Below are 12,101 nucleotides of genomic sequence, written 5' to 3'. Positions count from 1 at the left end.
GCGCGCAGTCTGCCGAGTCCTTGGGCAATCGGCATTTTGCGCTGATCGGGAGCTGAATGGCAGACCGATAGTATACGATTTTCCTTGGAAAGTGATTCCGAAGCCCTGCGACGACCTCGGGCACCGCGCAAGGCGGGTACACCGAAAGTGCGCATACAGGGAACAGAACAAATGAGAGCCTGTCACAGGACGAAGGCCCCTCGGCGGCAGGCGTCGATCGCACTCGGCGGGGGTATTGCCCTGTCAGCGGCTGTGCCGACACCAACGTCATGACGCCGAACATCCGCAAATTCATCGAGGACGTGGATACCGCGACCGACGGAGAGATGAAGATCCGGCGGCGGCCACAGTCCCGAGTGGCCCGGACCCGTTGGCCTTTGTGCGTTTTATGGTTGAGGGGCCACGTCTCTGCCTGCATGCGCGCGTTTGCGCCATGTCTGCCAGGCCTCGGGTATCCCCGACAGGCCCTTGGGGAAGAACCGCAGGATCGCCACGATCACGACGGCCGTCACAAGATAGCGGCCGGGGCCTAGCGGCGTCATGAGTTCGGAGAAGACCGAGAAGACGAGCGCGCCGACGATCGGCCCCCAGATCGTGCCGACACCTCCGAGCAACAGCATCGACAGGGCTATCGTCAGGAAGGAAAAGCCGAACATGTCGGGCGAGGCCGACCGCACGTACTGGGCATAGACCGCGCCTGCCGCGCCGGGAAAGATGGCCGAGAACGCGAAGGTCGACAGCCGCACCCGCGCCAGCGCGATGCCGCGGGCGACGGCGTAGGGCTCGTTTTCACGAAGCGCCATGACACGCCAGCCGAAGGGCGAATGCACGAACCGGTGAATCAGTACGACCGTGATCAGCAGCAGAAGCAGGGCTACGTAGTAGTAGCCGATGCCCCCGTCCGAGCGGAACGAGTAGTCGAACAGTTTCAGCGGCGGGATGCGCACGAAGCCGAAATTGCCGCCCGTCAGTTCACGTTGGTTCAGGACGAACTGGAAGCACAGCTGCCCGAAGCCGAAAGTCACGAGGATCACGTAGATCCCCCGCAGCCGCAGGACCGGCAGGCAAACGACCAGCGCGGCGATGACCGACGCGCCGATGCCGACGGGAATGCCCGTCCACGACGGCCAGTCATAGGTCTTGGTCAGGATGCCGGTGGCATAGGCGGCGATGGCGAACAGCGCCAGGTGGGCGAAGTTGAACACGCCGCCGAAGCCCAGCGTGATGTTCCAGCCCGACACGACCACGGCATAAAGCAGCGCGATGATGGCGATATGGCGGACATAGCTGTCATCGGTCATCAGCGGCAGCAGGGCCAGCGCGCCGAAGAACAGGGCGGGGAAGACGAGGGTCCGGGTCATTCGCGCCCCATCAGGCCGTTGGGACGGATCACGAGGATCAGGATGAAGACGAAGAACATCATCGCCTGCGTCCAGTAAGCGCCCAGGAAATAGGTCGAGACCGCCTCGCCGAAGCCCACGAGGTAGGCGCCCAGGATCGTGCCGGGGATCGACCCGAGCCCGCCCAGTATCACGACGATCATCGCCTTGATCAGCGGATCGGCTCCAAGCGTCGGCGTGATGAAGCGGATCGCACCCAGCATCACCCCGGCAAAACCCGCCAGCGCGGCCGAAATCGCGAAGGCGATGGCATACATGCGTTCGGGGCGGATGCCCGACAGTTCCGCGAATTCACGGTTCTGGGCCACGGCGCGGATGGCCTTGCCGGTCCACGAAAACCGCAGGAAGGCCCAGAGCGCCAGCATCATCAGCGGCGCCACCACGATGATCACCGCCTCGTGGCCGGAAATTGCGGTGCCGGCAAGGAAGACATTGCCGTCGACGATCTTTTCCAGCTGCTTGATCCGCGGTCCCCAGATCAGAAGGGCCGAGTTTTCAAGGAAGAAGGCGCCGGACAGCGTCGTCATCACCGTGATCAGGATGATGTTGGGCTGGGCCAGGAAGGGTTGCACCAGCAGCCGGTTCACCGCCACGCCGATCAGGGCCGAGGCGGCAAGCGCGGCCACCAGCCCGGCGACCTGCCCAAGGCCAAGGTCGATGGAAACGGTCCACGCCACATAGGCGCCGATCACCATGATCGCGCCGTGGGCGAAGTTGAAGATGCCAAGCGTGCTCCAGACCAGTGCCAGCCCGGCGGCGATCATCACGTATAGAGACGACAGCACGAGGCCCGAGGCGAAGACAGCCCGAAACGCGGAAAGCGCGCCGTCAGCGAAGTCCAAAATACATCTCCATCATCTTGTCGTGTTCCAGGCTGCCGGCGTCGAAATCCTCGCGCACGCGGCCTTCTTCGATGTAGACCTGCCGTGTGGTCAGGCGGCGCAGGAATTCCGGGTCCTGTTCGACGATCAGCACCTGAACGCCGGTCTCGATGATCGCGCCGATCGCATCGCGCAGCTCGCCCTTCAGGCGGGGCGACAGGCCCAGCGTGGGTTCGTCCAGGATCAATAGTTTCGGTTGCCCCATCAGGCCGCAGCCGATGGCCACCATCTGCCGTTCCCCGCCGGAAAGGGTCCGGCAGCGCTGCTTGCGGCGTTCGGCCAGCCGCGGGAAGATCGCGAAGACCCTGTCCCGCGTGGCGGCGCCATTGTCGCGTTTGGCGGGCGAGAACGCGCCGAGGTCAAGGCAATCCTCGACGCTCATCTGCGGGAAAAGCCGGTTTCCTTGCGGAACATGCACCAGCCCGCGTTCGGCGATCTGCGCGGCGGAAAGGCCGGTGATGTCCTCTCCCATGAACCGTATCTGCCCCGACCACGCCCGGTTCAGGCCTGACACGGTGCGGAACAGCGTCGTCTTGCCGTGACCGTTCGGGCCGATCAGCCCCAGCGCCTCGCCTTCAAGCACGGACAGGGACAGACCGTGCAGCACCGGCTGGCGACCGTAGCCCGTGACCAGGTCGTCGACGTTCAGGATCGGCTCAGGCATGGGCTTGGGCCTCGCTGCCCAGGTAGGCCTCGATCACCTTCGGGTCGCGGACGACTTCTCCCGGCAGTCCTTCGGCCAGGACCTCTCCGAAATCCAGCACCACCAGCCTTTCGGACACGTCGAGCAGCAGCGGCATGACATGTTCGATCACGACGATGGCGACGTCCTGGCGGTTGATCTGCTTGATCAGCTTGGCCATCGCGCCAACTTCCGGTTTGGACAGGCCCGCGGCGGGTTCGTCCAGCAGCAAAACCCTGGGTGCACAAGCCATGGCGGTCGCGATCATCAGCTTCTTGCGGTCGAAGACGCCGATCTCGCTGGCGGGCCGGTCCGCCTGATCGGCCAGTCCGAAATCTTCCAGCAGGTTCAGGGCATAAAGCCGCACATCACGGCCGATGCCGCGTGGCAGGGCAACCAGGACGTTCTGGATCACGGTCAGCGCGCCGAAATCCGTTTCGGTCTGGAAGATCCGGGCCAACCCCTGCCGTACGATCTGGTGTGGGCGCAAACCGGACAGATCCACCCCGTCCAGCACGACCCGGCCACTGTCGGGCCCTACCGGGATCTTCGTCAGGACATTGAACAGCGTGCTCTTGCCCGATCCGTTCGGCCCGGCGAGGCCCAGAACCTCGCCGCGGTGGACGTCGAAGGACACGCCCCGGAGCGCGCGGAGCGCTCCGAAGCTCTTGGTCACGTTAGAGACGGTCAGAAGGCTCATCTTCCCTGCCGGCTCAGTTCGCCATCCAGGGCGGGGTCCGGCTGTCGCCGGTGGCATAGACGGGCGGGTAGATGGTGACCCGGTCGCCTTCCCAGATCTGGTAGAACTGGATCGGCAGATAGCCGTCGCCCTGGATCGACAGATGGGTTTCGGGATCGAACTTCACCCGGCCATGAACCATTTCCTTGTCGGTCTCGGCCAGCGTGGCATTGATCGCATCGTAATCCGACGGATCGCCCACTTCCTTCAGCAGATCGGCATAAAGGTAGACCATCTCGTAGCAGATATAGCCGTAGATCGAGCTGTCGTAGCCGTATTCGGCCGCGTACTTCTCGCCGATCTCCTTGGTCCGGTCGCTGACCTTGGCGGAAATCGGGCCACCCAGCATGTTATACAGGACGCCGGTCGAATTCTCCTTCGTCAGGTCGACGAATTCCGGCACCGACGGCGCGTACTGGATGAAGAGGAGCGAGTCGGTCGGATCTTCCATGAACTGGTTCATGAAGGCCGCTGCGTTGGAAGAAGAGGCTTCGGTGTTGATGATCACCGCCGGCGGGTTTTCGCGGATCTTCGACAGCATCACGCGCCAGTCGTTGATTTCGACGGGGGGCACGACATCGTCGAAGGTCATTTCCCAGCCATCGGCATCCATCGCCTTCTTCAGGCCTTCGTAGATCGGCATGGAATAGGGATTGTCCGACCCGATGATCGCATATGTCTTGTTCTCCGGCGCGAAGGAGCCGGATTCGATCATCTGGTTCACGACTTTCGGCAGTTCCGTCTGGTAGGCGTCATAGGACGGTGCCAGCGACCAGGTGTTCTTGTAGAATTCAGGGTCTTCCGTGATGATCGAGCGATACTGGTTCGAATTCGCAGCGACCATGTATGGCACGCCGATTTCGGCGACGTAGTCCATCTCGAACCCGGACAACGATCCGAAGGGCGTCACGATGGCGCCAAGATTGTCGGTGGCCTTCAGGCGTTCGACGGCGGACAGGACGGCATCGGGCGTCATTTCCTTGGTGTCGAACTTCTCGACCTCGAACATGAAGCCGTCGATCCCGCCGGCCGCGTTGATTTCCTTCGCTGCAAGTGCGGCACCGTTGTAGCCTTCGACGGCATCGGCGGCGAAGGGGCCGGCAAAGGCGCCCAGCACCCCAAGCACGACGGTCTTGTCCTGCGCGGCAACCGGCACGGCAAAGGCCAGCACGGCGGCCAGCCCCGTTACGGATCTGCGCAATCCCTTGTTGATGAACATTGCTCTGTTTCCCTGTTGCGTGACATGTCCCCCCTTGGCGGGGTCGGCGCCGGCAGGGCATCGGGCTGCGACGGTTCCTGTCCGACTTCCCGTCAGCATTGCGGCTGCAACGCGGACCCGCAATCGCGGTTCTGCGGATGGGCCGATACAAAAGTGTTATGGGGTCAGCGTGCCCCGCATCCTGTCGCTTTCGACCAGGTCCCGCACGAGGCCGACAACCACTTCGCCCACGACTTCCGCCGCGCGCGATTGCGGCCAGTCCCGCCCCGCCGCCAGATCGACATGGCGCAGGATCTGCGGGTTGCGGATCTCGGCCGCGCAAAGCACCCCGCGGCGGCATTCGCTTTGCACCGCGCACCACGGCAGCACCGTGTGCCCGTGCCCGGCCGCGACCAGCTTCTTGATCGCGTCGAGCGAATCCAGTTCGTGCTTGATCGAGAGCGTCAGCGTCTTCTGTTCGCTGTGGCGCTCAAGCACCTGACGCAGGCCGTGGCTCTGGCTGGTGACCACAAGGGGCAGACCGTCGAGACGGGCCAGATCGACGCTGTCCTGACCGTCCGCGATGCCGCCGGGCGCGGTGACAAGGAACAGGGTTTCGGTCATCAGGTGAGTCAGGTTGTAGGGCCCGGTTTCGGCCACGTCGAACAGCACCGCCAGATCCAGCTCCCCGGCCTGCACCCATTCGGCCAGGTAGCCGGAATAGTTCTCGTTCACCTTCAGCGTGATCGCCGGGTAGCGTTCGCCCACGGCGCTGAGAAGCGGCACCGTCAGTTCCATCGACACCGATGTCGGCAGCCCGATCTGCACCGTCCCCGACGGATCGGACGAGGTCTGCTGCACGTCGCGCACCGCCTGCGCCATCTGGCGGAGGATGCCGTTCGCGTGGGTGACGAGCGTATGGCCGCATTCCGTCGGCACCACACCGCGGGTGGAGCGGTCGAACAGCTTCACGCCAAGCTCGGCCTCAAGGTTCGCGACATGGTGGCTCAGCGCCGGCTGTGCCACGTTCAATTCGACCGCCGCGCGCGAAAAGCTCCCGCAGCGGGCGATGGTCACGAAGTATCGAAGCTGACGTACATCCATCAGGACTGGGCAACCGGCCGAATTGTGGGAGCGGGGGAAGCTTCGCAAGACCGGACCACCGCGTCCATAACTTTCTTATCTACCACTAGAGGAAGGATGTTCTTTTTGCGCCCCGCGGCGCCTGTCATTGCTGTAGGACCACCACCCCTGCCCGCGAGGACGTCATGACCAGCGCCGAAAAACCCCTTGCCGGCATTCGGGTCCTCGACCTCGCCACCTTCGTCGCGGCGCCGCTGTCGGCCGCGATCCTGGGCGAGTTCGGGGCCGAGGTGATCAAGGTCGAACAGCCCGGTACGGGCGATCCGCTGCGCCGCTTCGGCACCAGGGCCAACGGCATCGACGAGACCTATTGCTGGCTGTCCGAGGCCCGGAACAAGAAATCCCTTACGCTCGACCTGCGGAAAGCGGAGGGCGCCGACATCCTGCGCCAGCTGGTCTCCCAGTCGGATGTCGTGTGCGAAAACTTCCGCCCCGGCCGGCTGGAGGCGTGGTCACTGGGCTGGGAGGACCTGCGCAAGGTCAACCCGGCGCTGGTGATGCTGCGGATCTCGGGCTTCGGGCAGACCGGCCCCCTGGCCTCCCGCCCCGGTTTCGCCCGGATCGCCCATGCGTTCGGGGGGCTGACCCATCTGACGGGCGAACCCGATGGCCCGCCGCTGACGCCCGGATCGACCTCGCTGGCCGATTACGTGTCGGGCATCTACGGCGCGCTGGGGGTGCTGCTAGCGCTGCGTGCACGCGACAGGAACGGGACCGGGCAGTATATCGACCTGGCGCTTTACGAGCCGATCCTGCGGATCCTCGACGACATGATCCCGACCTTTGCCGCCACCGGCACGGTGCGCGGGCGGCAGGGGCGTGGCACGTCGAATGCCTGCCCGCATGGTCATTTCGCGACCGCTGACGGCTGGGTTGCCATCGCCTGCACCAATGACCGCATGTTCGCGCGGCTGGCCCGCGCCATGGACCGCCAGGACCTGGCCACGCCCGAATGCTACGGCACCACCGCCGCCCGGCTGAAGGATGCGGCCTTCATCGACGGTCTGGTGCAGGACTGGACCGCAACGATGACGACCGATGCGCTTGTCACCTTCTGCGATCAGCAGGACGTGCCCTGCGCCGCCATCAACACGGTCGAGAACATCGTGAACGATCCGCACATCGCGGCGCGGGACAATCTCGTGTCGCTTCGCCATGATCGCGCAGGCGACGTGCTGGTGCCGGGGGTGATCCCGCGGCTCAGCGAAACGCCGGGAGCGATCGAAACGCTGGGCCCGGATCTGGGCACCGCCACGGCCGAGATTCTCGGCACGCTTCTGGGGTTCGACGCCAAGCGGCTGGAAGACCTGAGAACGGAAGGCGTGATATGACCGATTTCCATGAACTGGCCGATGAACGCCTTCCCACCCGCGCGGTGTGGGACGCGATCATCGCCCGCGGGCCGGAGCTTTACCGCGAATACGCGGCCAACCCGACGGGCGCCCATTCGCCGGACCTGCAATTCATCCTTCAGCATTTCCGCAAGGCCCCCTGCGCCGGGAAATACGTGCTGGTCGCGCTGGAGCCGCACCGGCGGTGGGCGCTTGGCACCCTGACCGGCAGGCGCGGCGATCCGGTTGTCGTGGACGAAGACACCGTGTTCGAGGACCTGGAACTGGCCGAGACCCATGTCTTCCGCCTGCGCTGGAAGGCCCTGACAGGCCGCGACCCGGCGGAGGATCTGTGATGCTGCCCTTTATCGCCGGCTACACCGACGAAATCAGCCTGACACGGGGCGACCGGCTGAAGATCATGGTCTCGTGCACCGCGGCCGACAGTTTCAAGGCCGCGCTGGTCCGCACCCGTTGCGGCGATCTGAACCCCGACGGCCCGGGTTTCCTTGAAACCCATGTCCCGTCGGCTTTCGACGGGACGTATCCCGCGCACGAACAGGTGGCCAATGCGGGCTCCTGCATCCGGATCCCGATGGCTGGCCGGCCGCTCACCGTCTTCACCGCGATGGCCCATATCTGGCCCACCACGCCCGGCGGCGCCGATCAGGTGATCCTGTCGCGGACAGGCCCTTTGGGCGGCTTCCGGCTGGCGATCCGGGGCGGCGTCCTGTCGGGCGAGTTGCTGGGCGCGGATGGCGTTGTGGCCAGCGTCACGGCCCCGATCCCGCTGGTCCAGAGACAATGGCATCTCGTGGCGCTGGTCGCCGGACCGGACGGCCTGTCGCTGATCCAGGAACCCTACCGCCGCAGCGGCGCGGGGGAGCGGGCGACCTTGCAAACGATCCCGCTCCCCGAAGCGTGGTCCTGCGATGACGAGGCGCCTTTCGTGATCGCCGCCGAACAGCTTTCGGGCGCGGATGAAAAGCTGCGCACACACCAGCACTTCAACGGCAAGATCGAAAAGCCCCGCCTGTGCGACAGAGCCCTGACGCGGCTGGACATCGAAACGCTCCGCCAGATGACGATCCCGCCCGATCTGGCCGACACGGTGCTGGGGTTCTGGGACTTCTCGCAAGACATGCGCGGCACGGCGATCGTCGATCTCTCCCGCAACCTGCTGCATGGCACGGCGGTCAACCTCCCCGCCCGGGCGATGACCGGCGCCAACTGGACCGGCGAGGAGGTGAACTGGAACGCCGCCCCCGACCAATACGGCGCGATCCATTTCCACGACGATGACATCTACGACGCGGGCTGGGACGCGGATATCGACGCCGTCCTGCCCGATGACCTGCCCTCCGGCGTCTACGCGATCCGGCTGACGGCGGGCGGCACATCCGAACGGCTGCCGATCTTCGTCCGCCCCAAACCGGGCGACACGCGCGCGCCGCTGGCGTTCCTTGCGTCGACGGCGACCTACCTTGCCTATGCCAACCTCAACCCCGTGCCCTTTCCCATCGCGGAGCTTCTGTCGAGCAGGCTGATCATCCTGCACGAGGCAAACCGGCTGATCGACGAACATCCCGAATGGGGCCCGTCGCTTTATGACATCCATTCCGACGAAAGCGGCGTCTGCTATTCCTCGCGCCTCAGGCCGATCCTGAACTTCCGGCCCGGCTACATCTCGTCCTTCGGGACACGCGGATCCAACCTGCGGGAGTACAACGCCGATACCCATATCATCGACTGGCTGGACGCCACCGGGCAGGACTACGACGTCATCTCCGACGAAGACCTGCACCGCGAAGGCTATCCGCTGCTGTCGCAGTACCAGGCAGTGATGACAGGCACGCATCCCGAGTACTTCTCGAAGGAGATGTGGGACGCGACGATGTCCTATACCGATGGCGGCGGGCGGATGATCGTCATGGGGGGTAACAGCTTCTACTGGCGCATCGCCCATCACGACAGCCTGCCCGGCGTGATCGAGGTGCGCCGCGCCGGCCCCGCGATCCGCACGTGGGAGACGCAGCCCGGCGAGGAATACCACTCCTTCGACGGCAAGCGCGGCGGGCTGTGGCGCGCGCAGGGCAAGCCGCCGCAGATGATGGGCGGCGTGGGCTTCATCTCGGAAGGCTTCGACCTGTCGGCGCCCTACCGCCGGTCCGGGGCCAGCCATGATCCGCGCGCGGGCTTCATCTTCGATGGTGTGCCGGAAGACTGGATCGGCGATTTCGGCCTGCAGGGCGGCGGGGCCGCGGGGATCGAGATCGACCATGCCGACACCGCGCTCGGCACCCCGCCCCATGCGCTGGTGCTGGCATCCTCCGAAGGGCACACCGAAGCCTACCGGCTGGTAAACGAGGAGATGTCGATCACCGTCCCCACCGTCACCGCCCCGGTCGAGGCGCGCATCGCCGCCGACATGGTCTTCTTCGAAACCCGCGGCGGCGGGGCCGTGTTCAACACCGGCTCCATCGCATGGGCCGGGAGCCTGAGCCACGCCGATTACGAAAACAATGTCTCGCGGATCACCGGGAACGTGCTGAAGCGCTTCCTGGATCCCGAACCGTTTCCAACGCCCGGGGAGGGCTGAACATGTCCGAATTCGCTGCCATCGAGACTGTCTTGTGGGACTACCTGGACGGCCTCTACGAAGGCGATGCCGACCGTCTTGCAGGTATCTTCCTGCCGGACGCGAACCTGTATGCGGTCAACGACGAAGGCGCGGCCACGGTCCTGCCCCGCGACACATGGCTAGACGTCGTGCGGGGGCGCACTTCGTCGAAAGACAGTGGCAATCCGTCGACCAACCAAGTGGTCTGGATCGACGTCACCGGCACGACCGCCGTTGCGCGGGTCCTGTGTTCCTTCCCGCCCAACGGCTTCACCGACACCCTGTGCCTGCTGAAGATGGCCGAGGGCTGGAAGATCATCGCCAAGACCTATCACGTGTCGCCGGTCTAGGATGATGTCGTCAGCCCACCCGCCTCAAATCGCCGCATGTGTCTGCCTGATTTTCGACGGACGGAAGGTGCCATCATGAAAGACCTGCCCACCGCAGTACTGCCCGACCACATCACCGGCTTCCTGGCCGATGGCGCCTGGCACCAGCCCCGGGGCTGGCTCGACATCGTCGCCCCCGCCGAAGCGCAGCCCTATGGGCGCATCGCCGCCTGCGGGCAGGCCGAAGTGGACCGTGCCGTCGCCTCGGCACAAGCGGCGCTTGACGGGGACTGGGGCCGCACGGCCCCGGCCGAACGCGGGCGGCTTCTGTCGAAAGCCGGCCTCATGGTCGCCGCCCGGGCCGAGGAACTGGCCCAGCTCGAATCCCGCGATACCGGTAAACCCATCGCGCAGGCCCGCGCCGACATGGTCGCCTGCGCGCGGTACTACGAATATTACGGCGGTGCGGCGGACAAGGTGCATGGCCACCAGATCCCCTACCTGAACGGCCACTACGCCACCACCGAACACATCCCCCTTGGCGTGACCGCCCATATCATCCCGTGGAATTACCCCGCGCAGATGTTCCCCCGGTCCGTCGGCCCCGCGCTGGCCATGGGGAACGCCGTGATCATGAAACCGGCCGAAGATGCCTGTTCCGTCCCGCTGGTACTGGCCGATATCCTGCTGGAGGCGGGCTTTCCCCCCGGTGCCATCAACATGGTGACCGGACTGGGGGCCGAGGCCGGCGCGGCGCTGTCGAACCATCCGGGGGTGAATTTCATCTCCTTCATCGGCTCGACCGAAACGGGTGGGCTGGTGCAGCAGGCCGCGGCGCGCAACCATATCGGCTGCACGATGGAGCTTGGCGGCAAGTCGGCCCAGATCGTGTTCGCCGATGCCGACCCTGCCCTGACCGTCCCGACTGTCGTGGGCGCGATCACGCAACACGCCGGGCAGACCTGTTCCGCGGGCTCCCGCCTTCTGATCGAACGCAGCGCGATGGACACGCTGCTGCCCCTGATCGCCGAGGCGTTTTCCAAGGTCCGGGTCGTCATGCCGTGGATGGAGGGCGAACTGGGCCCCGTGGTGAATGCCAGGCAGAAGGCGCGCGTCGAAGGCTATCAGAAACTGGCCGAAGAGGACGGGCTTCCGATCATGGCCGCGGGGCAGATGTCACCCGAACTGTCGGAGGATGGGTACTTCGTCCAGCCCAGGATGTACGGACCCGTCCCTGCCGATCACCGGCTGGCCTGCGAGGAAGTCTTCGGCCCGGTGCTGGCCGTCATCCCCTTCGACACGGAAGCCGAAGCCGTGGCCATAGCGGAATCCGTGCAATACGGCCTGACCGCCGGCATCTGGACGCGGAACGGCGCGCGGGCGCTTCGGATCGGACGGCAGATGCGCGTGGGGCAGGTGTTCGTCAATTGCTACGGTGCCGGTGGCGGGATCGAACTGCCCTTCGGCGGCATGAAGAAATCCGGCTTCGGCCGGGAGAAGGGCTGGGACGCGCTGCTCGAATTTTCGGCCCTGCGGACGCTGGTCATGCGTCACGACTGAAGCCGCCAAAACCAAAGTTGTGCACCAACGCCCATGTCCCCGAAGGACCCAAGCCGAAGGCCAGAAAGAAAGCAGGGCGAATACAACCCAAAGCATGCGTAATTGGGCTGACCCTGCACTGAGGTCGAGCTCCCGATAGGATCACAGGAAATCTGTGAGCAAGGGAGACTTCGAATGGAACATTATGTTGGCTTGGATGTGTCGCTGCGGTCCTGCGC

11 protein-coding genes are annotated in these 12,101 nt (G+C 65.1%); 5 read left to right on the top strand and 6 right to left on the bottom strand.

Going from position 1 to position 12,101, the window contains the following annotated elements; genetic code table 11:
- Nucleotides 1-386 precede the first annotated feature (386 nt).
- The 6 genes from D4754_RS07255 to D4754_RS07230 form a co-directional block, all read right to left on the bottom strand.
- Nucleotides 387-1,361, bottom strand: a complete 975-nt coding sequence (locus tag D4754_RS07255; protein WP_121062310.1) for a branched-chain amino acid ABC transporter permease — start codon at nucleotides 1,359-1,361, stop codon at nucleotides 387-389.
- Complete coding sequence (locus D4754_RS07250) at nucleotides 1,358-2,242, bottom strand: branched-chain amino acid ABC transporter permease (RefSeq protein ID WP_121062308.1); 885 nt, start codon at nucleotides 2,240-2,242, stop codon at nucleotides 1,358-1,360. The genes D4754_RS07255 and D4754_RS07250 overlap by 4 nt, the downstream gene beginning before the upstream one ends.
- Entirely contained in the window at nucleotides 2,229-2,945 is a 717-nt protein-coding gene (locus tag D4754_RS07245) for an ABC transporter ATP-binding protein (RefSeq protein ID WP_121062306.1), read from the bottom strand. Before D4754_RS07245 ends, D4754_RS07250 begins: the two co-directional genes overlap by 14 nt.
- A complete protein-coding gene (locus tag D4754_RS07240; protein WP_121062304.1) occupies nucleotides 2,938-3,663 on the bottom strand; it encodes an ABC transporter ATP-binding protein in 726 nt (241 codons plus the stop codon). Before D4754_RS07240 ends, D4754_RS07245 begins: the two co-directional genes overlap by 8 nt.
- A 13-nt stretch (nucleotides 3,664-3,676) precedes the next feature.
- Nucleotides 3,677-4,921, bottom strand: coding sequence for an ABC transporter substrate-binding protein (locus D4754_RS07235; protein WP_163025820.1), 1,245 nt, complete (start codon nucleotides 4,919-4,921; stop codon nucleotides 3,677-3,679).
- 156 nt (nucleotides 4,922-5,077) lie between these two features.
- On the bottom strand, nucleotides 5,078-6,004 hold the full coding sequence (locus D4754_RS07230) for a LysR family transcriptional regulator (RefSeq protein ID WP_121062301.1): 927 nt from the start codon (nucleotides 6,002-6,004) through the stop codon (nucleotides 5,078-5,080).
- Between the two features lie 164 nt (nucleotides 6,005-6,168).
- On the opposite strand from D4754_RS07230, the gene D4754_RS07225 reads away from it, so the two are divergent.
- The 5 genes from D4754_RS07225 (at nucleotide 6,169) to D4754_RS07205 (ending at nucleotide 11,883) form a co-directional block, all read left to right on the top strand.
- Nucleotides 6,169-7,374 (top strand): CaiB/BaiF CoA transferase family protein, encoded by a 1,206-nt coding sequence (locus D4754_RS07225; protein ID WP_121062299.1) that lies wholly within the window; start codon nucleotides 6,169-6,171, stop codon nucleotides 7,372-7,374.
- Nucleotides 7,371-7,730 carry a N,N-dimethylformamidase alpha subunit family protein gene (locus D4754_RS07220; protein ID WP_205589589.1) on the top strand — a complete coding sequence of 120 codons (360 nt, stop codon included), beginning with the start codon at nucleotides 7,371-7,373 and terminating at the stop codon, nucleotides 7,728-7,730. The genes D4754_RS07225 and D4754_RS07220 overlap by 4 nt, the downstream gene beginning before the upstream one ends.
- Nucleotides 7,730-9,973: a N,N-dimethylformamidase beta subunit family domain-containing protein gene (locus D4754_RS07215; protein ID WP_121062298.1), complete on the top strand. Its 2,244-nt coding sequence runs from the start codon at nucleotides 7,730-7,732 to the stop codon at nucleotides 9,971-9,973. Before D4754_RS07220 ends, D4754_RS07215 begins: the two co-directional genes overlap by 1 nt.
- 2 nt (nucleotides 9,974-9,975) lie before the next feature.
- Nucleotides 9,976-10,344, top strand: coding sequence for a nuclear transport factor 2 family protein (locus D4754_RS07210; RefSeq protein ID WP_163025819.1), 369 nt, complete (start codon nucleotides 9,976-9,978; stop codon nucleotides 10,342-10,344).
- Between the two features lie 75 nt (nucleotides 10,345-10,419).
- Complete coding sequence (locus tag D4754_RS07205) at nucleotides 10,420-11,883, top strand: aldehyde dehydrogenase family protein (protein WP_121062295.1); 1,464 nt, start codon at nucleotides 10,420-10,422, stop codon at nucleotides 11,881-11,883.
- The last annotated feature ends 218 nt before the right edge of the window (nucleotides 11,884-12,101 follow it).

The organism is Chachezhania antarctica, from assembly GCF_003646465.1.
Taxonomy (GTDB): Bacteria; Pseudomonadota; Alphaproteobacteria; order Rhodobacterales; family Rhodobacteraceae; genus Chachezhania; species Chachezhania antarctica.
This window is presented reverse-complemented; position numbering and strand designations above follow the sequence as displayed.

What these genes read in the sequence shown, in the direction of transcription:
- D4754_RS07235 (WP_163025820.1), bottom strand. Translation starts at nt 4,921, where the DNA reads ATGTTCATCAACAAGGGATTGCGCAGATCCGTAACGGGGCTGGCCGCC.
- D4754_RS07215 (WP_121062298.1), top strand. Translation starts at nt 7,730, where the DNA reads ATGCTGCCCTTTATCGCCGGCTACACCGACGAAATCAGCCTGACACGG.
- D4754_RS07220 (WP_205589589.1), top strand. Translation starts at nt 7,371, where the DNA reads ATGACCGATTTCCATGAACTGGCCGATGAACGCCTTCCCACCCGCGCG.
- D4754_RS07255 (WP_121062310.1), bottom strand. Translation starts at nt 1,361, where the DNA reads ATGACCCGGACCCTCGTCTTCCCCGCCCTGTTCTTCGGCGCGCTGGCC.
- D4754_RS07205 (WP_121062295.1), top strand. Translation starts at nt 10,420, where the DNA reads ATGAAAGACCTGCCCACCGCAGTACTGCCCGACCACATCACCGGCTTC.
- D4754_RS07245 (WP_121062306.1), bottom strand. Translation starts at nt 2,945, where the DNA reads ATGCCTGAGCCGATCCTGAACGTCGACGACCTGGTCACGGGCTACGGT.
- D4754_RS07230 (WP_121062301.1), bottom strand. Translation starts at nt 6,004, where the DNA reads ATGGATGTACGTCAGCTTCGATACTTCGTGACCATCGCCCGCTGCGGG.
- D4754_RS07240 (WP_121062304.1), bottom strand. Translation starts at nt 3,663, where the DNA reads ATGAGCCTTCTGACCGTCTCTAACGTGACCAAGAGCTTCGGAGCGCTC.
- D4754_RS07210 (WP_163025819.1), top strand. Translation starts at nt 9,976, where the DNA reads ATGTCCGAATTCGCTGCCATCGAGACTGTCTTGTGGGACTACCTGGAC.
- D4754_RS07225 (WP_121062299.1), top strand. Translation starts at nt 6,169, where the DNA reads ATGACCAGCGCCGAAAAACCCCTTGCCGGCATTCGGGTCCTCGACCTC.